Raw genomic sequence first — 23,301 nt, 5'->3', positions numbered from 1 at the left:
TTCTCGAACTCCTTTATTATCTTAATTTATCTGTTTGTTTTTCTTTGCTGACTGTATTTTTTTGAGTGATTATTTTAGCATTGTTCTTGATTTGTTTGCGAGAAAGGGGAGTTTTTCCTTTAGTTTCGTTTTCTTTAGTTTCAACCGATTTAAACTGCAACTTTGATTTTTCTGACTTTTGAAATATATACATTAAATCGTGTTGCTCACCTATATCGGTAACATCAAATTTCGTTACGCATTGGTGAAGCCAAGGTAAAGTTTTATTCAAACCTTTTACAATAGCTGTAACTTGAATTGGTGTTAAAGATTGTTTTGATATATAACCTGACCACTGTCTGTGCTCAAAACCGTTATTTATCAAAAATCTACCTATTTTTCTGTAAGCAATCATATAAACAAAAGGATTATTGGATTTAAAAATCTTTTTAAGAGATTCGGTGTTTAAGTCGAAATTTACAGCTTTTCGACAAAAATCATCAGCTGTTCCCATATTCAAATCCCCTTGATTTTGAAATCATTAAGTTCATCAAAGATACTACTTTTTGATATGGTATTGTCGTTGTTGCGTGAATGCCAGTAAAATTCAACTGCGTATTTTTTGAACCAATCACTTTCATACAAATCTATAGCATTTGATGCTAAAATTCCCATATCTCTGCTTCTGCCTTTATCGGTAAAAATCAGGTGGTAGGGTTTATCCGTTTTTATTTCGGGTAAATCAAACCTTCTGAACATATTTCTGATAAATTCATACATTTCTTTAGGCTCGTAAATATCGTCATTGATAACCTTTTCTTCATCAATAACAATTTCGACTTTGTATTTCATTTTTATATCACTCCTTAAAACGGTAAATCTTCTTCATTGCAAAGAGCATCGTGTATCATCTGATATTCTTCCTGGGACTTATGGTCAGGGTCAAGCTGTGACATTGGCTCTTCTTTGTCAATTCCCTTTTTGGTAAAACCAAGGAAATCAACTTCCGTAACAATAATTTCAACAATGTTGCGTACAATATTTTTACTGTCAATATAACTGCGTGTTTTTAAGTAGCCTGTAACGGCAATTAAGTCACCTTTTGTTTTGTATTTACAAAGATTAGTTGCTTTGCTCTCCCAAAACACAAGGTGAAAATAATCAGCGTCATTGTTATAGCTGTTATTAACAGCAAGTACAGTGTTGCATACAGCTGTATTGTTGTTAGTTGTGTACTTTAATTCAGGCTCTGCTGTTAATCGTCCAATAAGTCTTACTTCGTTTCTAATCATTATTAAAACTCCTTCTGTATGTGTTTTATGTTCAAATAACTTGTGCTCCGTTGGGGCATAAGTTATTTTTGTTTTACTGTGGCTTCATTATATATCACAATAATATTATTGTCAAGCATAAGTTTTACAAAAAATCTAAATTTTTTATTGACAGCATTAAAAAACTGAAATATAATCAATATATCACAATAATAACATTGTCAAATATATAAAAGGGTGAGATGTAAATGGATAAAATAAATAAGAGAAGTATTCCAAAAGAAAGAGAGTTTATTTGCAAGATGTGCGGAAACACATTCAAATCAACTGCTACACACGCAAGCTATTGCAAATATTGCAGAGATAAAAGGCAGCTTGAAAGGAGCAAAGAGCATTATCAAAAAATGCTCGAAAATAAAATTCGAAGACTCGGCTCTGAACAGATATGCCCGGAATGTGGCAATACATATATACTTAGGAGCGGTACTCAGAAGATGTGCGAAGACTGTGCCAACAAGCACAGTATGCAGCTTAAAAAAGAAGCTAATCGTAATTATTCAAAAAGAACATATGACTCGTTCCTTATGTATTTTCCAAAAGGCAAGAAAAAGGAATTGCAAGACTATGCAAAAGAGCATAAAATGAGTTTTAACGAATTTATTAATACTTGCATTGATTATTACATAAAAAATCATAAAGACTGATTATTCCAATTCGTTTTTATGTGATTTATCAGATACCTTTAAATAATCTTCGATACTCTGACGGGCAAACTCAAGTTCTTTTAATTCGCTTACTGTTTGTTTGTACTGCTCGTTTAATTCTTTTATATCTTCAATCAAGTGATTCCTTTCGTTTGTTAGTTTTTCAATCCTCGGCAATGTTTTGTCAGGATACAAATTTAATAATTTATTAACGGCATCATCGTACTTATGTAGTGCGGTGATGTTTTCTTTTTTATAACGGCTCGGATTTTTTGAATTTTGCAAACCTGTATGAACAGCTTTGTATTTTTCGTATGTGTTAATGAGTTTTATTACATCTCCGATTTCATCAATCTGCCGTTGTTTCTTGTTAAGCTGCGATACAAGCATCATTCTTTCGTTGTATTTTTGAGTAGAACTGTTTTCAATATCCTCCTGATTGCTGATATTGTGCGTAGTCAAAAAATTAATAAGTCTTGACGCTTCTTTCATATTTTGCAATTCTGCCCAATGCAATAATCCTTTAGATGCTTGAAATTTATTAGTGTCTATAATATTTGTCTTATAAGTTTTTCCTGAAATGCCTTTTTTAAGAAACTGATATTGTTCAATCCTTTTTCGTATTTGTGGTCCGTCATAAAACCAACCGAGAGTTCGACCTCTTGAAAATCTTTCTTGTCCTTCAAGGCGAAACTTAATTTTCACAACATTATTTGGGGTATATACACACTCAACTTTTTTGCTTTTGATTAGTGTCAGAAATTCGTCAAAGTTTGTACATTGCATTATTGTTTCATCAATAATATATCTGAGTTTAGACTTCCAACTCGTGCCTAAATAATCCTGTTGCCACTCGTAGTAGCACTTACCTTTATTTTTAGGATTTTCAATTACAGACAAATTATTTTCTCGACACAAATCATCGTTAATATTTCTTAACTTTTCCCAAACTTTGCCACCTCGGTTTTTTTGATATTCAAAACTTCGGAAATTCACAAAATCAATATTATTAAAGATAATATGATTATGTATATGAGCTTTATCAATATGTGTAGATACAATATATTGATAGTTATTATCAAGCAATCGTTCTGCAGTTTTAACTCCTATTTCTAATGCTTGTTCCGGTGTGATTTCTCCGATTTTGAATGATTGTTTTATATGTTGTGCAAGGACAGATCCTTTTCCTGTTCCTAATGCTCTGATATCTAAAAATTCAACGCTCTGCTGTTTTACCGTCTGCAGTACATCCAAATGTATGCACTAATCGTCCATTGTCTGTTTTTTCAGGATTTAGTATATAGTCTATTGCTACAGCGAGAGAAGTTTTGATTGCACCGATTTTAGTGACTGCCATATATTTTCCGATACTTCCTTTATATATTTAATGTCATCATCGTAATAGCGATTTGTCGCATTTACTCTTTTGGCAATTTGATTTATATTAGCACCGATATTAATTAATGATTTATTAAGCTGTGCAATTTCTTTTAAATCTAAATTAATTATTAGTCCGTTCATTGCCATTTTTCGACTATAAGAACTTATAGAAATTTCTCTTGTTAATGACATTCTATTTTCGATAATTTCAAATTCTTGTGGTGATACTCTGAACTTGATAATTATATTTTTATTTTTGCCATTGTCTTTTATATTTCTATCTTTCATAAGATAAGCCTTTCGTAAAATAAGTATTTAGGGGTTTTAGGGGATTTGCCCTTAACAAGCATTTTTTTCGGAGCTTAAAGCGGAGAAAAAATTAGGATTTGTGTCCACACAAAGCAGTGCTTGCTATTTTAGTGAAAAGGGATATTTGAAATAATCTGTACTCCCTATATATAATCCGCAAAAAAACGCATTTTGCACCTAATTTTGATAAAAATTTTTAAAAATATATATTTTTGTAATTTTTATATTGTTATATGGCAAATATTGTGATATTATAATGTCATCGATGTTGTCTGTTAATCGTTATTGGAACGGAGAGTTTTAATGACGAATAACAGTAATAATGCTGATGATAAGCAATTAATTTTGCTGAAAGCATACAAAAGACAAACTGCAAGGCAAGAAAAATATTTGCTTTTTGAAAAAGATTACAGAAGCAATAAATGCAGAAGTATTTTATCTCTTAATGATATAAACGATAAAAATATAAATCAAGTTGATAATAGTGCAGATATTAATAGCGTTATAAACAAAAATAATCTGCACAAAGCACTAATGACTGCATTGCAAGAGTTATCAGTAATCGAAAGGCAAATAATAGATGAGTGCTTCTTTTATGAGGATGTAAAGCGAAAAACTTATCAAGAACTCGGCAAGAAGCACAACATATCCAGGCAAGTCTATGTACGCAAGCTCAACAGAACTTTAAGCAAATTAAGACAACTTATTGAGCAACATTTTGACGAATTTTAAAATAAAATCAAAGATAATTTATTTTTTTACAAAAAAAGAGGTGCAAAAACCTAAAAAATGCGGAACATATATAGAGGACTTGGCTTCTCTGTATATTATCCGCAACTCTTGCAATGAATATTTTGTTGTGTTATGATTGCTGTAATCAATTGTTGTCTGTTTATAATGGAGGATAAAATGCACGAAAACAGACAAGATTTAAAAATAACAGCGTTGTATTGTCGCTTGTCGGCTGATGATGAACTTAAAGGTGACAGCAACTCTATCATACATCAAAAAGAACTATTGCAAGAATATGCTTACAAACACGGCTTAAGGCAGATAGAATTCTATGTTGACGATGGATACACCGGTACAAATTTTGAGCGTCCTGACTTTCAAAGGCTAATATCCGATGTAGAAAATAATCTTATTGGAAGCGTTGTAGTCAAGGATTTATCACGATTGGGAAGAAATTATCTAAAAGTAGGTTACTACACAGAGGTACTTTTTCCTCAAAACGATATAAGGTTTATTTCTGTAACAGATAATATAGATTCTATAAGTGAAGCAGGAATGAATGATTTTGTGCCATTTAAAAATATAATGAATGAATGGTATGCAAAAGATTTATCACGCAAGCAACGAGCTGTTGTAAAAAGCAAAGGTAATTCAGGTAAAAGATTAACTTGTCGCACTGTTTATGGTTATAAAAAAGACGAAAATGGTGAGTGGGTAATTGATGAACCATCTGCGAATGTTGTTAAAACAATTTTTAATTTGTATCTCAAAGGATACGGACAATCAATGATTGCAAATTATCTTTTTCAACAAAAAATTGAAACACCGAATGCTAAGAAATCAGACAAAACTAAAAATCCATATCGTTGGTCTGTTCAGACAATAACACAAATACTATCTCATCAAGAATATGCAGGTGACACTGTAAATTTCAAAATGTCTGAACTTGGTACTAAAAAAGTGTTTACAAACACACAACCTGCAATAATTGAGAGAGAGGTTTTTGAAAAAGCTCAATTGCTCAGGGAAAAGCGAAAAAGAGTGTATAGACGATTTGACGAACAATCAATTTTTGCCAATGTATTGTTTTGTTCCGACTGTGGTAGTAAGATGTACATACAGCGTAAATTCAATAGAAATTGTACAAACTCATATGTATGTTCTAAATCAAGATTGTCATCAGACTGTTCTTCTCACTATGTTAATGAAAAAAGGTTAATTACTTATGTTTTAAAAAGCATAAATGCTCTTATTACGACAGATAGAAAAAGCCTTGTTTCATTGATTGAAACGAAAAAGCAGTTAGAAGCTCAAAAGCAAAAAATTGAGAACGAAAAAAATCTCCAAAATGCTAATAATCACATTTCGGAGATTGATAAAATTCTTATTAATTTGTACGAGGATAAGGTCAAAGGCAATATTACTCTTGAAACATTTCAAATGTGTGACAAAAATTTTTGTATTGAAAAAGCTGAGTTGCAAAAACTCATTATTGACGGTTCAAGACAAAGTGTAGTTATTAATAAGCAAGAAGTAGAAATTTCAAATTTCATAAAGATGCTTAATAAGTACCATACACCATTGTCCGAATTAACACCTGAAGTCATAGATGATTTCATTGAAAAAATCGTAGTATTTGAAACAGAAAAAATTAACAATGTTCGCAATCAACAAATTAATATCTTTTACCACAGGATTGGTATGATAAGCCTTGAGTAAAAGTTGTACCTTAATTCATCTATCCATATTGGATTTTAAATTTTTGAAAAAGGCTTATACAAGGCTTATGCGTAAAACTATAAATCTATCCATATTGGATTTTAAATAGACACCCTTATCCAGCAAAACAGTGACTAAAACGGCTATAAATCTATCCATATTGGATTTTAAATTTTGCGCTCTCCCATACATTTAAAGCAAAAGTCTGGCCTATAAATCTATCCATATTGGATTTTAAAGGTGATTGGCTTTATAATCGCCTTGGTAACCTTGCCTATAAATCTATCCATATTGGATTTTAAAGCAGATTTAGCAATTCTGATAAGCTGACTTACAAACCTATAAATCTATCCATATTGGATTTTAAACTTATTTTATAATTTCAGCTGTATAGCCGTCTGTTCCACTATAAATCTATCCATATTGGATTTTAAACATACATTCCCTTGCTTGGATATAGTACCTTTTGATGACTATAAATCTATCCATATTGGATTTTAAACATTGTTCTCAGAGTTACGCCGTGACCATATGCACTCTATAAATCTATCCATATTGGATTTTAAACGCACAATTGTTTTTCGCAGACTTTGCAAGTCTTCAACTATAAATCTATCCATATTGGATTTTAAACTAAACATCATTATTACAGCTGCAATTTTGGCTCGGCTATAAATCTATCCATATTGGATTTTAAACTTCACCCTTTTATTTAACATTGTTCTAGGCAACATCTATAAATCTATCCATATTGGATTTTAAACATACAGCAAACGCACTAACGCAAGAAGCAACAACAACCTATAAATCTATCCATATTGGATTTTAAACAGTCTTTCAATCTGTGTACAATTTTAACTAAAAACTATAAATCTATCCATATTGGATTTTAAACCATCTCCACCAAAACAAAAATCCAGCAGATAAGCCACTATAAATCTATCCATATTGGATTTTAAAGGTGATGAAGAAGTTTGCAAAAAGTGTCAATTCAAACTATAAATCTATCCATATTGGATTTTAAATTTCGGGATCAGGATCGGGCGTGGGATTAAGTCGAAGTCGGTATTTGGGGACAGCGGCACTTGCAGTATATCAAGGCGCACCGTAAAGGTTTTTATACGACCTTGCTCACAAAATGCGAACTGAACAGACACCTTGCCGATGTAAATAAACAGGCTGAGGATATGTTTTTTCGGCTCATAAAACAGATGGCAGAACGTGATGGCGTGACCGAACAACTCAAATCAGAAAACCAAATGCTGTGGGTGCGGAAGATGAACAATATCCGCAACCGTGCAACGGAGATTGTAAATGTAGAGTTGATTTACAACTAACCAGCACAGCCGCCACGTGCGATAATCTCCTGCTTGGCGGCGTTTTCTGTTGCGAAATCAGCTTTTCTATGGTATTGTTATTACAGTGAAAAATTTTTTAAGATTTTGGGATATTTTGCTGTTTTGAGTTGTTAGTATAGTGAAAGGTCTTTCAAAAGCAGCGAAAGGTGAACGATCCTTTTCGTTGCAATTATCTCAGACAGGAGGGAAATGTATGGAAGCTGCCGAGTTTAACAGAATTGCAAGGAAATATACTGATGTCGTATACAGAGCAACGCTCAGTTATTGCAAAAACAAAAATGACGCTGAGGACGCTGTTCAAAATACTTTTTTGAAGCTTCTGAAAACCGATACTCAGTTTGCTGACGACGAACACATAAGAAAATGGCTTATCAGGTCGGCGATCAATGAATGTAAGAACATATGGAAATCCTTTTGGCACAGAAATGTTACATCCATCGACGAGCTGAACGAAGAGTCTGCATACATAGAGTCAGAAAAGCAAGAACTGTTCAGTGAAGTAATGAAGTTACCAAAAAAGTACAGCACGGTACTGCATTTGTATTACTACGAAAGCTATACATGCAAGGAAATTGCGGATATTCTTAATATTTCGGAAAGCGGCGTACAATCTCGACTGATGAGAGCACGAAACATACTGAAAGAAAAATTAAAGGAGGCGTGGTTATGAATCAGTATAAAAGCAATCATGAGTTCTATCAAAGTGTTTTTGACGAAGTCCACGCATCTGATAAACTGATAATGAAGGTGCAGAATATGACTAATAACAAAACAAAAAAGAAGATTTATGCAATCAGAAAAGTAGCCTTTGTTGCCGCCGCAATAATAATGGTGTTAGTTATAAGCAACGCCGTCGCTTATGCCGCTACGGGAGCGACTTGGATAGAACATCTCGTGACCGCAACCGTCAATGGCAGCGATTATACGGCAAAGCTGATTGACAAGTATGATGAAAACGGCGAGCTTGGTTCTCAGGAACTCATTAATGATTACGGAAACGGTATAAAAGAAGGAATTGAATATGATGGTCAATATGCGATAGACAGCAATTCGGATATTGAAATTCAGATTGCCGAGAAAGATCCGAGGGTCGTTCAGGAATCAAACAGAGTATTTCTAAGCTGGATGTCGGCAGATATACACGAGGATATTACCGAAGATTTTTCCAAAGGTCACGCCGAGATCACCGTTGACGATGATGATCACAACAAAATGAAGTTTACGGTCACCGGTACAGTTGGCAAATATAAAATCGTTTTATCTTACAGAGATCATTCTGTAGAATTCTTTTCTGAGTAAGGTGGTTCCGATAAACGTACAGAATTAGAAATATAGTCAAAGCCGCCAAGCGGGATGATCTCCTGCTTGGCGGCTATTGCTATATCAACATTTTTATGATAAAATTTTATAAAACAAAAAGGAAATAATCACTATGAGCTTAATTAAAAATGACTATTGGATTTTAAATAGGATTGTAGATAAATGGATCTTAATCATAATAACCTATAAATCTATCCATATTGGATTTTAAATATGGTTGCAATAGCTGTTTGAGCAACAGTCTTAATAGCTATAAATCTATCCATATTGGATTTTAAACTTAAATAATTAAGAAAGGAGCTTTAAATGAAAGCACTATAAATCTATCTAAGCCGGATTTTAAACGCAACAGTATCCGTTGTAACTGAATCCATCAAAGTAACATTACCTAATCTGCAGCAATTAAACCCGAGTATTTTATATTCTATTGTAAAATATATTTTCTTATTGGAATAATAGAGGGGGAAAGTTTTGTTATAATTAAAGAAATATAATTGAACGGAGGTATTTTCAATATGTTAAGTGATATTGAAATCGCTCAGGCTGCGACCTTACTCCCGATTAAAGAGGTTGCCGCACAGATCGGAATTAAAGAGGATGAGCTGGAGTTTTACGGCAAGTATAAGGCTAAACTTTCAGACGAACTTGCCAATCGTTTGGAAAATGAGCCGGACGGAAAACTTATTCTTGTTACAGCTATCAATCCAACCCCCGCAGGTGAGGGCAAAACAACTACTTCTGCAGGTCTTGGTCAGGCTATGGCTAAGATTGGTAAAAAGGCTGTAATCGCTCTAAGAGAGCCTTCACTCGGCCCTGTATTTGGTATTAAGGGCGGTGCTGCAGGCGGCGGTTATTCTCAGGTACTTCCTATGGAAGATATTAATCTTCACTTTACAGGCGATATGCACGCTATTACTTCTGCAAACAATCTTTGCTGTGCAATGCTTGACAATCATATTCAGCAGGGTAATGTTCTCGGGATTGATCCTCGCCAGATCCTTATTAAGAGATGTCTTGATATGAACGACAGAGCTTTGAGAAATATTGTTGTCGGTCTTGGCGGCAGAGTGAACGGTATTCCTCGTGAGGACCACTTTATAATTACTGTTGCATCTGAAGTTATGGCTATCCTTTGCCTTGCTGACGATATTTCTGATTTAAAGAAAAGACTTGGTGATATTCTTATTGCTTATACATATGCAGGCGAGCCTGTTTTTGCAAAGGACATTAAGGCTGACGGCGCTATGACGGCTCTCCTTAAAGACGCTATCAAACCTAACCTTGTTCAGACACTCGAGGGTACCCCTGCTATTATGCACGGCGGTCCTTTTGCCAATATTGCTCACGGCTGTAACAGCATTCGTGCTACAAAGCTTGCGTTAAAACTTGCCGATTACTGTATTACAGAGGCAGGCTTCGGTTCAGATCTCGGTGCAGAGAAATTCTTTGACATCAAGTGCAGATATGCAGGTTTTAAGCCTTCTGCCGTAGTTATTGTTGCTACTTGCCGTGCGTTAAAGTACAACGGCGGTGTGCCTAAGGCAGAGGTTTCTGCAGAGAATCTTGAGGCTCTTAAAAATGGTATTGAAAACCTTGGCGTTCACATTGATAACATGAGAAAGTACAATGTTCCCGTTGTAGTTGCTATCAACCAGTTCGGTACAGATACAGCAGAGGAACTTGAGTTTATCGAGAGTTACTGTAAATCTAAAGGCGCAGACTTTGCTCTCTCAAATGTATTCTCAAAGGGCGGAGAAGGCGGTACAGAACTTGCCAAAAAGGTAGTAGAGGCTTGCGAAAAGCCGTCTGATTTTGCTCCTATTTATTCAGATGACCTTACAATCAAAGAAAAGGTTGACAAAATTGCAAAAACAATTTACGGCGCTTCAAGAGTAAACTATACAAAGGCTGCCGAAAAGGCATTGAAGCAGATTCAGGCTCTCGGCGGTGAAAAACTTCCTGTTTGTATTGCAAAAACACAATATTCGCTTTCTGATGACCCAACACTTCTCGGTGCTCCAAAGAATTTTGAAATCACAGTAAAGAATCTTACACTTTCAAACGGTGCAGGATTTGTAGTTGTATATACAGGTGATATTATGACAATGCCGGGTCTTCCGAAAGTTCCGTCGGCAGAGAAAATTGATGTTACCGAGGAAGGAAAAATTAACGGTTTATTCTGATGATTACTGTAAATACTCATAATGCCCGTGAAACAGAGGCACTCGGCGCAAAAATTGCCGAAAAGTTGTGCGGCACGGAAGTAATCGCTCTTTTTGGCGGTCTTGGTATGGGCAAGACTGCCTTTACAAGAGGACTTGCCGGTGCGCTCGGTGCAGGAGAAAATGTTTCAAGCCCTACATTCGCTCTTGTCAATGAATATTCGGGTAAGTATAATATTTTTCATTTTGATATGTACCGTGTAAATACATGGGATGATTTGTATTCCACAGGATTTTTTGATTATATTGATAACGGTATAATCATTATCGAGTGGAGTGAGAATATTGAAGAGGCTTTGCCTGCCGATTGTATTAAAATCAGAATCAGTAAGGGCGAAAATGATGATGACAGAATTTTTGAAATTGAAGGTGTTGATCCGCAATGAAAATTCTTGCAATAGATACAAGCGCCACAGCTGCGTCAACCGCAATTTGTGACGAAAACAAAATAATAGGTGAGTTCTTTATAAATACAAAACTTACTCACAGCAGAACACTTATGCCTATGGTTGAAAGTCTGCTTGCAAACACAAACCTAACGACAACAGATATTACCGCCGTTGCGGTAAACTGCGGTCCGGGTTCGTTTACGGGTGTAAGAATCGGTGTTGCAGCGGCTAAAGGACTTGCTTTTGCCGATGATTTGCCTTGCATAGAGGTATCGACGCTTGAAAGCCTTGCGTATAATTTGCAATCTGCAAAGGGGATAATCTGTTCTGTTATGGACGCTCGCTGTTCGCAGGTTTATAATGCGCTTTTCAAATGTGACGGCATAAAGCCTGAAAGACTTTGCAAAGACAGAGCTTTGTCTGTTGCCGAGCTTTCAGAAGAACTTAAGAGTTATGACGAAAGAATTATACTTGTGGGTGACGGTGCGGAGCTTTGCTATAATGCTATGAAAGAATTATTACCAAATGTTGAACTCGCACCAATCAGTATAAGATTTCAAAGAGCGTCATCAACAGCAGAAATAGCTGTACAAAAATTTAATGACGGAGAAGTGCTTTCGGCTGCGGAACTTATGCCGATGTATTTAAGACTGCCGCAGGCTGAAAGAGAACTTAAAAAGAAAATGGAGGAAAAGAAATGTTAGCACTCGGATGTGACCACGGCGGATATAACCTTATCTGCGCAATTAAAAAATATCTTGACGAAAAGGGTATTGAATATAAAGATTTTGGTACTTACAGCACAGACAGCGTTGATTATCCTGTTTACGGCTATAAAGTTGCAAAAGCAGTAGCAAGCGGCGAATGTGAGCTTGGTATCCTTTGCTGCGGTACAGGTATCGGTATTTCAATGGCAGCAAACAAAGTTAAGGGTATTCGTGCGGCAGTTGTAAGCAATGAGTTTTGCGCTGAAATGACACGCAGACACAACCACGCAAATATTCTTTGTATGGGCGGCAGAGTTACAAGCGAAGAAGATGCTGTTAAGTTTACAGAAATTTTCCTCAATACTCCCGAAGAGGGCGACAGACACTTAAAGCGTCTTGCTATGATTGATGAGATTGAGGCAGGTACTTTCAAGGTTGACTGATTTCGGGAGATTTTTATGTCCGACGAAGAATTAGAGGTGTTGAACGACATCAAATATATTCTTTATGTCTGTTATGCTTGGAAATAAACTTGATGATGTGAACGCAAAAATTGATGAAACCAATATTCTGTAAAACGAACTAAAGGGTTATGGTTTTGAAAACTCTTTTGTTTAAGTTACCAAACAGCAGGCTGTTTGGCTATCGTCAGATTACATAAGCGGAAAGTATTTGTGGGCTTTGCCCACACCCACAACCTTTGAAAAGGTTGACCAAACTTTTATAATTTTTGTGATACACCGGAATTTCTTGACAAAACACTGCATAAAACCGTCTAAATCTTAAAACCAAAGTAAAAAGCTCTCTTTACGCAAATAAAGAGAGCTTTAATGTTATGATAAATATAAAGTTTTAGCCGCAGAGCTTATTCGAGTTCAAGAGCCTCTTCAATAGCGTAAGAAAGCTGATCGGGGCAAGATGTACCTCTGCCACGGCAGTCAATGCCTTTTAATCTCTTTACAGCCTCTTCTGCGTCCATACCTTTTACAAGAGCGCAAATGCCTTGAGTGTTGCCTGCGCAACCGCCGATAAATTCGCAGGATTCTATAATTCCGTCATTTATCTCAAGGTTAATCTGTCTTGAACAAACACCTCTTGGAATGTATGTATATTTCATAATATTACCTCCTTAAAACATTTCAACTGTATTTTAACATATTTCTTTAAAAAAATCTATAAAATTTAAAAATATGTGTCGATTTTTAAATTTAGTGTGATATAATAATGTGTACGATAAAGTTTGATTATGATAAAGTTCGATTATAATATTTATTTTGGGTCAGAGGTATATGAAATGTCTATGAAAATTAATCTTGGTGCTTGGAATTCAATATTTGCTGTGCCTTCGTCTGTTGTAGACGAGGGACTAAAGTTTTCGGACGGCGTTAAACTTAAGGTATTGTTATATCTTTTGCGACACAGTGGGGAAGATGTGAACGAAAGCGACATCAGTAAGGCGACAGGTGTAAATGAAACCGATATTCCGGAGGCAGTTGAATACTGGGTTATGAAAGGTATCTTTTGCCAAAATAACGGTGCTTTTGAGCCTGCACAGGCAGAACAGCAAACGACTGAACAGCCTGCGGTAAAACAAGTCGAAAGAAATAATACTGCCGCTCCGATTGAAAAGGAAGAGCCTACAGTTCCGCATATGTTTGTAAGACCGCAGCGCCCCGATTATGTTTATGTGGCACAACAGCTTGCGGTTGACGAAGAATTTAAAATGCTTGTAAACGAGGCACAGACAGCCCTCGGCAAGCCTTTATCAAACTCCGATGCATCGTCGTTACTGTTACTTAAAAATACCTGCGGTTTGCCTGTAGAGGTAATTATAATGCTTATTCAGTATTGTATAAGCATCGGAAAATCTAACATAAGAGCCATTGAAACAATAGGTTTGAGATGGTCTGATGCGGGAGTTTTCTCAATTGAGGAAGCCGAAAATAAAATAAAACAAGCACATCGTGCAAGCCAGAGTTTTACGGTTGTAGCATCTGCGTTCGGTTTAAAAAATACGGGTTCTCCTACTAAAAAGCAGGTTGAATACGCCGATTTGTGGGTAAACGAGTGGAAATTTTCTCCCGAAATGCTAAGAGAGGCTTACGAAAGATGTGTTGACAGTAAGGGCAGCTGCGATTTCAGATACATAAACGGAATTTTAAAACGCTGGAATTCAAGCGGAATTTACAATGTTGACGATTTAAACAAATTTGACAGCAGACCCGATAAGTATAAGCATAAAGGCGGAAACAGGAATGACGCCAACACATCATATAATATAAATGATTTGCAAAGATTAGATACAATCGACAGTATTTAGTGTGGTGATATAAATGGGATACAGTAAAGAAATTTACAGAGCGACAAAAGCAAAAATGGAAGAAAGGCGCACCAAAGCCGAGAGAAGAGCGGAGCAGGTTCGTGAAGAGGTTTACAGAAGAGTTCCGAGAATAGAGGAGCTTGAAAAAGAAATATCTTCATGCGGAATACTTGCGGTTCGTGCGGTTTTAAACGGCGGAGATGTAAAGTCTGCCACGCAGGATTTGCGTGCAAAAAGTCTTTCTATGCAAAATGAAGTCAAAAAGCTGCTTAAAGAAAACGGCTATGAAGAAAATTGCTTTGAACCGCATTACAACTGTAAATACTGCAAAGATACGGGATATATAGAAAAAGACGGAAGAACAGTGTATTGCCCTTGCTTTAAAAGACTTCTTGTAGCAACTGCGTGCGAGGAGCTTAACCGTACTGCGCCTTTAAGACTTTCCACTTTTGAGAGCTTTGACCTTAATATGTACAGTCATGAAGTTGATGAGGCGAGCGGAGTATCACCTTTTGATAAAATGCAAAAAATTTATAATTATTGCGTACAGTACGCAAGGACTTTTACGCCCGAGTCAAAGAGTATACTTATGAGAGGCGGCACAGGTCTTGGCAAAACCCACCTTTCGCTCGCTATTGCCAATGAGGTTACAAGGCGTGGTTTCGGTGTAATCTATGTGTCTGCTCCTATGCTTATGTCAACGCTTAGCAATATGCATTTTTCCAAAGAGTCTAACGATTACGAATATTTTGAAATGCTCACAAAGTGCGATTTACTAATTATTGATGATTTAGGCACAGAGTTTTCAAATTCTTTTTCAAATACGCAGTTTTATAATTTGTGTAATTCAAGAATGCTTTTGAGAAAGCCTTTGATAATAAACACAAACCTTTCAATAACAGAACTTGAAAAAACTTATACTTCAAGATTTATTTCAAGAATATACGGAGAGGGTGTAAGGCTTAATTTTGTCGGCGACGATATAAGACTCAAAAAAAGTTTTAGCTAAAATTTCGTATTTTTTTGTATTTTTCAAATTTTAGAAAAAATTGAAAAAAGATGTTGACAAAACACACTTTCCGCTATATAATAGCTATTGTTGATTGCGTGACAGTAAGCAACATGTCAATGCTAAACGAAAGTTAAAAACTTCTAAAAAGTTTTAAAAAATTTCAAAAAAGTGTTGACAAAACGCACTTCATAATATATAATATATATCGTTGATTGCACGGCTTGCAGCAATGAGCAATAAACATTGAGGAATGGTGTAACGGTAGCACGACAGACTCTGACTCTGTTTGTTGGGGTTCGAATCCCTATTCCTCAGCCATTAAAAGCCCCGAGTAATCGGGGCTGTTTTTATCGAGGTGTAGCGCAGTTTGGTAGCGCACATCGTTCGGGACGATGGGGTCGCAAGTTCGAATCTTGTCACCTCGACCATCTGAATACGCCGGGTCACACTGATTCGGCGTAATTTTTTTATAAGACATTTTTGGAGGTTAATTATGAAAAAGGTAGTTTCTTTGGTAACAATATTTGTACTTTGTCTTACTGCGCTTGCAGGTTGTTCAGGCAGCAAAGAGGTTGATTTAAAAACAGTTCTTTCTGACATCAACTCTAAGTATTCATTGGACTTAAAAGAGCTTACAGATTCTAATGATCTTAAAAAATATTACAGCATAGACACAGAAGATGTTAAGCAGTTTGCGGCAGAAATCAATTCAGACAGCAATTCAAGAGTTGAAATCGTACTTGTTGAGGCTGTTGACGCTGACGCTGCATCAAGAGTAAACGATGCGCTTTCTAAGACATACACTTCAATCGTTACACAGTATTCAGGCTATAATGCCAAAAAACTTCCTATGGTTGAGGCTTGCAAGGTTACACAGGACGGCAACTATGTTACAATGATTGTTGCTGACCAGGGTCCTGAAATTCTTGAAACATTCTACGGCTACATAAAATAAAATCGTCAGATTATACGGGCGGACGCAGTTCGCCCGTTTTCTGTGTTATTAAACTTTTAACGGGAATATTGCTATGGTACAATCAGAATTAAAAAAACAGTTTTCACATATGAATAATATGCAGCAGCAGGCTGTATTTTGCACAGAAGGCCCTTTGCTTATACTTGCGGGTGCAGGTTCGGGCAAAACAACCGTTCTTGTAAACAGAATTGCGTATATTTTGCAGTCTGAACTTTGCAAACCGTGGCAGATACTTGCAATTACCTTTACAAATAAGGCGGCAGGGGAGCTTAAAGAGAGAATCTGCAACGCTGTTCCGGAAGGCGGTTCGGATATTTGGGCGGCTACATTTCACTCTACCTGTGCGAGAATTTTAAGAAGATACGGCGACAGAATCGGTTTTACAAGTCATTTTACCGTTTACGGTACTGACGATCAGAAAAAACTTGTAAAAGATATTTTAAAACAGCTTAATTATGACGAAAAAATGTTGCCGGTAAAAAGAGTGCTCAACGAAATTTCAAAAGCCAAGGATGAAATGCTTACTCCGCAGGAAATGCTCAAAAGAGCAGGTTACGATAACCTCAAGCAGTCCGTGGCAAAAGTATATGAAATTTACCAGTCAAGACTAAAAACCGCAGATGCAATGGACTTTGACGATATGCTCTGCAAGACTGTTGAGCTTTTTCAAAAATGTCCCGATATACTCGAATTTTATCAAAATCAGTTTAAATACATAATGGTTGATGAGTATCAGGATACAAACAAGGTGCAGTATAAATTTGTAAGTATGCTCGCCGCAAAATACGGCAACATCTGCGTTGTAGGTGATGACGACCAGAGTATTTACAAATTCAGAGGTGCTACAATTGAAAATATCCTTTCTTTTGAAAACACCTTTAAAGGCGCTAAGATGATAAGACTTGAGCAGAATTACCGCAGTACACAGAATATTCTTAATGCGGCAAACGGTGTTATTTCTAACAACACAATGCGTAAGGGCAAAACTTTGTGGACTGAAAATGCCGTTGGCGATAAAATTGAGGTGCATACTTCCGATTCCGAGCGTGACGAGGCTCAATTTATTGCAAAAACTATACTTGACGGTGTTGCAGACGGCAGAAAATTCTCTGATTTTGCAATTCTTTACAGAATGAATGCACAGTCAAACTCAATTGAGCAGGCTTTGTCACGAAGCGGTATTCCGCACCGTGTAATCGGCGGCAGACGATTCTATGACAGAGAAGAAATCAGAGATATGGTTGCATATCTTCAGGTTATTAATAATCCGCACGACGATGTCAGACTGGGCAGAATTATTAATGTGCCAAAGCGTGGTATTGGCGCAACTACACTTGAAAAAGCCTCTGAAATTGCCGCAGGACTCGGCGAAAGCATATATTCCGTAATTAAAGATGCAGATGTATATCCACAGCTTTCAAGAGCCGCAACAAAGTTAAAGAGTTTTGTTGCGCTTATTGACGGTCTTATGGAGGCTGAACAAAGCGGAGATTATTCTCTTGCAGAATTATACAATCTCATTCTCGAACATACAGATTACGAAAAATATTTAAAAACAGAGAAAGACAACCCCGATGTAAGAATTGAGAACATCGAAGAGCTTTCTTCAAATATTATCAAATTTGAAGAGGATTACGCAGAAGAAGCGTCACTTTCAAACTTCCTTGAGGAAATTTCATTGCAGACAGATATTGATAACTATGATGCAGAAGCGGATTCATCGGTAATGATGACATTGCACAGCGCAAAAGGACTTGAATTTCCCGTAGTTTTCATTGCAGGTCTTGAAGAAGGTGTGTTCCCGTCTATTGCCACAATGATGAATCCCGATGAACTTAACGAGGAACGCAGGCTTGCTTATGTAGGTATTACAAGAGCAAAAGAAAAGCTCTACATTACCAAGGCAAAGTCAAGAATGTTGATGGGTCATACAAGCTATAACAAAGTATCACGCTTTGTAAATGAAATCCCGCCCGAATTACTTAATTATACAGGCGAGAAAAAGACTTTTGCGTCAACAAACGGTTTTTCCGCATCCTCAAGTCATATCAGTATCGGTGCCGGTTCAAAATTCACACCTAACAAAAGTTTTAATACATTTACTAAACCTGCCGTTAAATCGGGTACTGTTTACAAAAAAGGAGATTGCGTATTCCATAAGGTATTTGGCAAAGGTATGATTATGAAAACCGAAAAAATGGGCAACGACACAATGCTTGAAGTTGCTTTTGATAAGGCAGGCACAAAAACTCTTATGGCTAATTTCAGTAAAATGGAAAAAATCTGATGAGGTGATTTTTTGAAGGCTTTAGCAAAATCATTAATGTGCGTAGCTATGGCGGCGTGTTCCGCAGTTGCATTTACAGGCTGTGACAATGATTCGGAATCTTCGGCTACAACAGCACCGCAGACTACAAATTCTACAGGTGCATCGACGCAGGGACTTACCGTTGCGCCTGCAACTGCTGATGAAGTACCTACTAATCCTGCATATAATTTTACAAAATTAAAACAAGATACCGACAGCATAACAGCTAAGTTCGATAATACACTTGTTGCAAGTAAATTCAGAGGAACTGTATATTATAAACTCGGAAATGATTTTGAATATATAGGCAATAACGGCTATGCCGACAAGGGTTCGCATACATATAATTCGCTCAATACAAATTACTACATAGGTTCGCTTACAAAGCAGTTTACCGCTGCGGCTGTTATGATTTTACAGGAGCAGGATAAGCTGAGCACAGATGATACGCTTGACAAGTATTATCCAGATTATAAGTACGGTTCAGATATAACTATCCGTAATTTGCTTACAATGACAACAGGCTTGCCGGATTATCTCGGCAAATCTGACGAAAGCGTGCGTGCAAATGCTCCGCAGTACGATATTTCAGAGAAAAATTCCGCTAAAGATAATCATTCTGTTATTTTAAAATGGATATTGTCACAAGAAATTGATAATGATGAAGAAAATTACAGCTATTCAAATTCCGATTATTTTATTCTCGGTGACATAATCGAAAAGGTAAGCGGAAAAAGCTATGAGGAATTTTTGAAAGAAAATATTTTTGAGCCGCTCGAAATGACTTCGACAACCTTTGAGAGCACAGACCAACTTGCTACAGGTTATCAGGATATTTTTGACGATGAGTGGAATATTTATCCGGGTGTTGCGTATTCTTCTACGGGTCTTATCTCCAATTTGAGTGATTTGCTTAAATGGACAGACGCTATTACGGGAAGTGAATTGTTGTCTGCAAAATCCAAAGAAGAAATGTTCACTCCTTATAAATCAAGTTTTGCGTACGGTTTGTATGTTGACGATTGCGGTAATTATTATTGTGACGCAGCATTCTACAGATTTAATGCAAGAATTGTATTTGCGCAGGACCAGAGCAAAGTATTCATCGCTTTTTCAAATTATACGCAGTCAAATCCGAAAGCTGTAAACAAAAATCTTGATGAAATTTTAAAGCCTTATTTAAAATAAATCAACTCAATATTCACAATTAAGTATAACCTTCATAAAATGTATTGTTACAGAGCGTAAGCCTGTTAATACATTTTATGGGGGTTAATTTTTATGCCAGATGTATCATACGGCACAGTACCACGGCAGTCGGGCAACGAACCGCTTACCGAAAACAAATGCACAGACGCTGTCTGCATAAACGCAAGCCGTATTTATGACAGTTGCGGCTCAAAGGATTGCCTTAGCAATCTTGCGGTTTATTTTACACCTTGCAGTCAATCTGTTATCAATAACGCATCATCTGTAAAAATCTGCAAGGCAAGCGTTATAACCGCCGATGTAAGCGTTGAATCAATCGCTTTTCATCGTGGCTGTTATGCGGTTGATGTTACATTCTATTTTGATATTTCTCTTGAGGCATATACCTGCGGTTCAACAATTCCGTCACGGGTAAACGGACTTGCAATTTACGGTAAAAGGTCGGTTCTTTACGGCAGTGAATCAAATTCAAAGAGCTTTTCGAGCGACAGTTGTATAGTTTGCTCTCAACCTGTTACATCATGCGGTTGCACGGAGTTTTTACCAAATGCAACAGTACAAATTTCCGAACCTATGGCTCTTTCGGCACGACTTATAAAAGGAAGTGTTCCGCAGCTTCCTTGTGCTCCTATACCTGAATGTGTAATAACATACTTTGGTGACGATTTTGCTGTGACCGGAGATGCGAGCGTAAGTGCCACTATCGGTATTTTTACAATTACACAGCTTGAGAGAAATGTACAGATTATGATTCCGTCATATGATTTTTGTATTCCTCGCAAGGAATGTAAGCCTGAAAGTGACGACCCGTGCGAAGTATTCAGCAGGGTAGATTTCCCTAACGAATCATTCTTCCCGCCGAATGCAAGACCTGAAGAAAGAGAAAAATGTAATTTTGAGTGTGGCTGTAACGGCTGACAAAGAAAAAGGCAGGCAGTTTTTACTGTCTGTCTTTTAGCTTGTTTCATTAAAGTTAAGGTGAATTATGTTTTGATTTGAAGTTTGTATTAATAATTTTCTAATCTGAAAATCGACCTAAAGAATCATAACGAAAATTTTTGTTTGAAAAGTATTTCGATTAAATCCGCTGTTTTTTCATAACCGAAGTCATTTGATTTTATAGTCAGATTGTAATTTTTTGCATTGCCCCAATCTGTATTCGTAAAGTATTTGCAGTGCGCAGAGCGTTCTCGGTTTACTTTTCTTACTTGCTTGGCGGCATTTTCATGTGAAAGGTGATCTCTTTCTTTTACTTTTTCAATTTCACTTTCTTCATCTGCGGTTATAAATACATTGTAAATATGTTTTTTGTTTCTTAAAATATAGTTTGCAAGTCTGCCGACAATTACACAGTTTTCGGTTTTGGCAAGGTGCTTAATAACCGATTCTTCTTTTTTGAACAAGCTGTTGATATTAGAAACAGTATCACCGTTGTTTTGCTGGTACCATTCAAAAAAGTCGTTAAGCGCTGATTTGTCAAGAGTTTGCTCGTTGTGTTCTATGTATTCAGGTGAATATCCGCTTTCCTGCATTACAAGTTTTATAAGTTCGGTGTCATAATATTTGTATCCGAGTTTTTCGGCAAGAATTTTTCCTATTGCTCTGCCTCCGCTGCCGTATTCTCTTGAAATGGAGATTACATAAGTAGGTTTGTCATCTGTTTCAGCGGTATCATCTGCAATTTTGGTTTTGCCTAAGAGTTTATCTCTGTATTTTCCGAACACTTTATTTATTATACCGAGAATAAATCCTACAAGAAAAGCGGCAATTACTGTGCCGATTCCCACACTGCCGAGATTGTGGATAAAAATAAGGCAAGATACACCTGATATAATAACCATTGTTATGTCAAATGCCATTTTTACCTTTGAAAATTCAATCTTAGTTACTTGCGAAACCGCACTCATAACGCCTTCGCCCGCAAGCGGGATAACATCGGTAGGCAAGTAAAGGAAAATACCGATAGCAACAATTGCGGCACTGATGAGTACCATAATAATTCTTATTACGATATTGTCGGGAGTGGGGAAGAAGCTTACAAGATAATTACAGAATGTTGTGAAATAACCGAAAACAACGCCTACGGGAATCTGTAATAAGCTGATCAGTTTAAAATTCTTTCTGAGAATAATTAATTGTATTAATACCAATACAATATGAAAAAGTATGGTAGCCTTTCCCATTTCAATTCCCCATATACAGGTCATAGTGTAGGGGATAGAACTTACAGGCGATACACCGAGGTTCGATTTAACGGAAATTGCTATACCTATTGTCATTATAAATAAACCTACAAGGTACATCGGTAGTCTGATTTTCATATTTTTTAAATTCATTGTTGTTTTTCCTCCTTATCATATTCAAGCATATTTTCATAGACACGCATTAATAAATCGTTAAATTTTTGCTTTTCATCTTCATTAAAATTTTTAAGAGCTGCATTTTCAATTTTTTTAAATTTTCTGTTTAGATAATCAATGTATTCTTTGCCTTTGTCAGTCAGGAATACATACAGGGAGCGGCGGTCACCGTTGAGCATTTTTCTTTCAATATAGCCTTTAGTTTCCATTCCTTTGAGAATAACTGTAATTGATGCCGGCTCAATATGGCAGCCTTTAGCAATGTCTTTTTGCACGCAGCCGTTATGATTTTGCAGATAGTCGAGTATTTTTGGCTGTCCCGGAGTAAGACCCGAATCCTTTATACTTGCAAGCAGTGCCTTTTGAACTAAAAAATGATCTGCCATTAGCAGATAATGTATTGATTCTTTCATACTACACCTCTATAGTTAAAATTCTAATAATTAAAATCCTAATTAATTATATGCTTGTAAAACGACAAAATCAATATTTTGACAAATGTTCTCGCTTTTATATAAAAATTGCTGTGATTACTTTTTATAATATGTGAAAATCAGTGTTAAAATTTATTCATTTTATTGACAAAGCATTTTTGCAGTGATAACATAGAAATATAAATATATTAGTTAGGGGTTATAAAATGAAAAAATTTAAAAAAGCTATTACAGCTATAATTGTTACCGCAATGCTTGCTTCCGCATTTTCTGCAATACCTTTCACTGCAAACGCAGTCGAAGTAAATGTACCAAAGGTTTCGCAGAGCAGAGATGCTGTGCATTCTGTTGTAACAAGCGGCGACTACCGCTATGAGAACATTGATGGCAAGTCAATTATTTTTTGGGAATACCTTGGCAGTGATACCGATGTAGTTATTCCGGAACAGATTGACGGCAAAACCGTAACTATGCTTGTGACCCGACCCCCAAAAGTTAGACCTAAAAAATCTAACTTTGGAGGTCGGTATTTTTATGTCAAAATACAGTTATGAATTCAAGAAGAAGGTAGTAATGGACTACATAAATGGAA

The 23,301-nt window shown here is 36.3% G+C and carries 25 protein-coding genes, 2 tRNA genes and 1 CRISPR repeat array; of the genes, 19 read left to right on the top strand and 8 right to left on the bottom strand.

Annotated features, from left to right (window positions below; translation table 11 throughout):
* Nucleotides 1-16 precede the first annotated feature (16 nt).
* From vapD to I2E21_RS03740, 3 genes are read right to left on the bottom strand one after another with little or no spacing between them, the layout of a single operon-like run.
* Nucleotides 17-493 carry a VapD family protein gene (gene vapD / locus I2E21_RS03750; protein WP_195410465.1) on the bottom strand — a complete coding sequence of 159 codons (477 nt, stop codon included), beginning with the start codon at nucleotides 491-493 and terminating at the stop codon, nucleotides 17-19.
* Nucleotides 494-495: 2 nt separating this feature from the next.
* A complete protein-coding gene (locus tag I2E21_RS03745; RefSeq protein ID WP_195410464.1) occupies nucleotides 496-831 on the bottom strand; it encodes a hypothetical protein in 336 nt (111 codons plus the stop codon).
* Between the two features lie 14 nt (nucleotides 832-845).
* Nucleotides 846-1,271: a single-stranded DNA-binding protein gene (locus tag I2E21_RS03740; protein ID WP_195410463.1), complete on the bottom strand. Its 426-nt coding sequence runs from the start codon at nucleotides 1,269-1,271 to the stop codon at nucleotides 846-848.
* Between the two features lie 227 nt (nucleotides 1,272-1,498).
* On the opposite strand from I2E21_RS03740, the gene I2E21_RS03735 reads away from it, so the two are divergent.
* Nucleotides 1,499-1,954 (top strand): hypothetical protein, encoded by a 456-nt coding sequence (locus I2E21_RS03735; RefSeq protein WP_195410462.1) that lies wholly within the window; start codon nucleotides 1,499-1,501, stop codon nucleotides 1,952-1,954.
* Here I2E21_RS03735 and I2E21_RS03730 read toward each other — a convergent pair whose 3' ends face one another.
* Nucleotides 1,955-3,208, bottom strand: a complete 1,254-nt coding sequence (locus I2E21_RS03730) for a relaxase/mobilization nuclease domain-containing protein (RefSeq protein WP_195410461.1) — start codon at nucleotides 3,206-3,208, stop codon at nucleotides 1,955-1,957.
* Nucleotides 3,209-3,265: 57 nt separating this feature from the next.
* Nucleotides 3,266-3,622 carry a plasmid mobilization relaxosome protein MobC gene (gene mobC / locus I2E21_RS03725; RefSeq protein WP_195410460.1) on the bottom strand — a complete coding sequence of 119 codons (357 nt, stop codon included), beginning with the start codon at nucleotides 3,620-3,622 and terminating at the stop codon, nucleotides 3,266-3,268.
* A gap of 324 nt (nucleotides 3,623-3,946) precedes the next feature.
* On the opposite strand from mobC, the gene I2E21_RS03720 reads away from it, so the two are divergent.
* From I2E21_RS03720 to rpiB, 9 genes are all read left to right on the top strand, one after another.
* Nucleotides 3,947-4,375, top strand: coding sequence for a sigma factor-like helix-turn-helix DNA-binding protein (locus I2E21_RS03720; protein WP_195410459.1), 429 nt, complete (start codon nucleotides 3,947-3,949; stop codon nucleotides 4,373-4,375).
* A 177-nt stretch (nucleotides 4,376-4,552) separates the two neighbouring features.
* The gene (locus I2E21_RS03715; protein ID WP_195410458.1) at nucleotides 4,553-6,094 is read left to right on the top strand and encodes a recombinase family protein; all 1,542 of its coding nucleotides are present in this window, start codon (nucleotides 4,553-4,555) and stop codon (nucleotides 6,092-6,094) included.
* A gap of 11 nt (nucleotides 6,095-6,105) precedes the next feature.
* Nucleotides 6,106-7,119: a CRISPR direct-repeat array (repeat unit 29 nt; unit sequence CTATAAATCTATCCATATTGGATTTTAAA).
* A gap of 42 nt (nucleotides 7,120-7,161) precedes the next feature.
* Nucleotides 7,162-7,431: a TnpV protein gene (locus tag I2E21_RS03710; protein ID WP_195410540.1), complete on the top strand. Its 270-nt coding sequence runs from the start codon at nucleotides 7,162-7,164 to the stop codon at nucleotides 7,429-7,431.
* 214 nt (nucleotides 7,432-7,645) lie between these two features.
* Nucleotides 7,646-8,122 carry a sigma-70 family RNA polymerase sigma factor gene (locus tag I2E21_RS03705; RefSeq protein ID WP_195410457.1) on the top strand — a complete coding sequence of 159 codons (477 nt, stop codon included), beginning with the start codon at nucleotides 7,646-7,648 and terminating at the stop codon, nucleotides 8,120-8,122.
* Nucleotides 8,119-8,751, top strand: a complete 633-nt coding sequence (locus I2E21_RS03700; RefSeq protein WP_195410456.1) for a hypothetical protein — start codon at nucleotides 8,119-8,121, stop codon at nucleotides 8,749-8,751. The genes I2E21_RS03705 and I2E21_RS03700 overlap by 4 nt, the downstream gene beginning before the upstream one ends.
* Nucleotides 8,752-9,287: 536 nt before the next feature.
* Nucleotides 9,288-10,955 (top strand): formate--tetrahydrofolate ligase, encoded by a 1,668-nt coding sequence (locus tag I2E21_RS03695; RefSeq protein ID WP_195410455.1) that lies wholly within the window; start codon nucleotides 9,288-9,290, stop codon nucleotides 10,953-10,955.
* Nucleotides 10,955-11,380 carry a tRNA (adenosine(37)-N6)-threonylcarbamoyltransferase complex ATPase subunit type 1 TsaE gene (tsaE, locus tag I2E21_RS03690; protein ID WP_022233955.1) on the top strand — a complete coding sequence of 142 codons (426 nt, stop codon included), beginning with the start codon at nucleotides 10,955-10,957 and terminating at the stop codon, nucleotides 11,378-11,380. The genes I2E21_RS03695 and tsaE overlap by 1 nt, the downstream gene beginning before the upstream one ends.
* A complete protein-coding gene (tsaB, locus tag I2E21_RS03685; RefSeq protein ID WP_195410454.1) occupies nucleotides 11,377-12,087 on the top strand; it encodes a tRNA (adenosine(37)-N6)-threonylcarbamoyltransferase complex dimerization subunit type 1 TsaB in 711 nt (236 codons plus the stop codon). Before tsaE ends, tsaB begins: the two co-directional genes overlap by 4 nt.
* Complete coding sequence (gene rpiB / locus I2E21_RS03680; RefSeq protein ID WP_022233957.1) at nucleotides 12,081-12,533, top strand: ribose 5-phosphate isomerase B; 453 nt, start codon at nucleotides 12,081-12,083, stop codon at nucleotides 12,531-12,533. Before tsaB ends, rpiB begins: the two co-directional genes overlap by 7 nt.
* A gap of 422 nt (nucleotides 12,534-12,955) precedes the next feature.
* On the opposite strand, the gene I2E21_RS03675 is transcribed toward rpiB, so the two are convergent.
* Entirely contained in the window at nucleotides 12,956-13,207 is a 252-nt protein-coding gene (locus I2E21_RS03675) for a TIGR03905 family TSCPD domain-containing protein (protein ID WP_022233958.1), read from the bottom strand.
* A gap of 177 nt (nucleotides 13,208-13,384) precedes the next feature.
* Here I2E21_RS03675 and I2E21_RS03670 point away from each other — a divergent pair, with 177 nt between their 5' ends.
* From I2E21_RS03670 to I2E21_RS03635, 8 genes are all read left to right on the top strand, one after another.
* Nucleotides 13,385-14,410 (top strand): DnaD domain protein, encoded by a 1,026-nt coding sequence (locus tag I2E21_RS03670; protein ID WP_195410453.1) that lies wholly within the window; start codon nucleotides 13,385-13,387, stop codon nucleotides 14,408-14,410.
* 13 nt (nucleotides 14,411-14,423) lie between these two features.
* A complete protein-coding gene (locus I2E21_RS03665; RefSeq protein ID WP_195410452.1) occupies nucleotides 14,424-15,419 on the top strand; it encodes an ATP-binding protein in 996 nt (331 codons plus the stop codon).
* Between the two features lie 247 nt (nucleotides 15,420-15,666).
* Nucleotides 15,667-15,740 (top strand) — tRNA-Gln (locus tag I2E21_RS03660).
* 33 nt (nucleotides 15,741-15,773) lie between these two features.
* Nucleotides 15,774-15,850, top strand: a tRNA-Pro gene (locus I2E21_RS03655).
* A 65-nt stretch (nucleotides 15,851-15,915) separates the two neighbouring features.
* Nucleotides 15,916-16,377 carry a DUF4358 domain-containing protein gene (locus I2E21_RS03650; RefSeq protein WP_186934903.1) on the top strand — a complete coding sequence of 154 codons (462 nt, stop codon included), beginning with the start codon at nucleotides 15,916-15,918 and terminating at the stop codon, nucleotides 16,375-16,377.
* Between the two features lie 73 nt (nucleotides 16,378-16,450).
* Entirely contained in the window at nucleotides 16,451-18,685 is a 2,235-nt protein-coding gene (locus I2E21_RS03645; RefSeq protein ID WP_195410451.1) for a UvrD-helicase domain-containing protein, read from the top strand.
* A 12-nt stretch (nucleotides 18,686-18,697) separates the two neighbouring features.
* Nucleotides 18,698-19,894, top strand: a complete 1,197-nt coding sequence (locus tag I2E21_RS03640; RefSeq protein WP_195410450.1) for a serine hydrolase domain-containing protein — start codon at nucleotides 18,698-18,700, stop codon at nucleotides 19,892-19,894.
* A 93-nt stretch (nucleotides 19,895-19,987) separates the two neighbouring features.
* Nucleotides 19,988-20,833, top strand: coding sequence for a hypothetical protein (locus I2E21_RS03635; protein ID WP_207735296.1), 846 nt, complete (start codon nucleotides 19,988-19,990; stop codon nucleotides 20,831-20,833).
* Between the two features lie 125 nt (nucleotides 20,834-20,958).
* Here the strand turns inward: I2E21_RS03635 and I2E21_RS03630 are convergent, their stop codons facing one another.
* Together I2E21_RS03630 and I2E21_RS03625 are read right to left on the bottom strand one after the other, a co-directional pair.
* Complete coding sequence (locus I2E21_RS03630) at nucleotides 20,959-22,251, bottom strand: cytidylate kinase family protein (RefSeq protein ID WP_022233965.1); 1,293 nt, start codon at nucleotides 22,249-22,251, stop codon at nucleotides 20,959-20,961.
* Entirely contained in the window at nucleotides 22,248-22,688 is a 441-nt protein-coding gene (locus tag I2E21_RS03625) for a MarR family transcriptional regulator (protein ID WP_022233966.1), read from the bottom strand. The genes I2E21_RS03630 and I2E21_RS03625 overlap by 4 nt, the downstream gene beginning before the upstream one ends.
* Nucleotides 22,689-22,915: 227 nt before the next feature.
* Here I2E21_RS03625 and I2E21_RS03620 point away from each other — a divergent pair, with 227 nt between their 5' ends.
* Nucleotides 22,916-23,263, top strand: a complete 348-nt coding sequence (locus tag I2E21_RS03620; protein ID WP_195410449.1) for a hypothetical protein — start codon at nucleotides 22,916-22,918, stop codon at nucleotides 23,261-23,263.
* The last annotated feature ends 38 nt before the right edge of the window (nucleotides 23,264-23,301 follow it).

The sequence above is a fragment of the Ruminococcus sp. BSD2780120874_150323_B10 genome, from assembly GCF_015553695.1.
GTDB lineage: Bacteria > Bacillota > Clostridia > Oscillospirales > Acutalibacteraceae > Ruminococcoides > Ruminococcoides intestinale_A.
The sequence above is the reverse complement of the archived record's forward strand: the minus strand, read 5'-3'. Positions and strand labels throughout refer to the sequence as shown.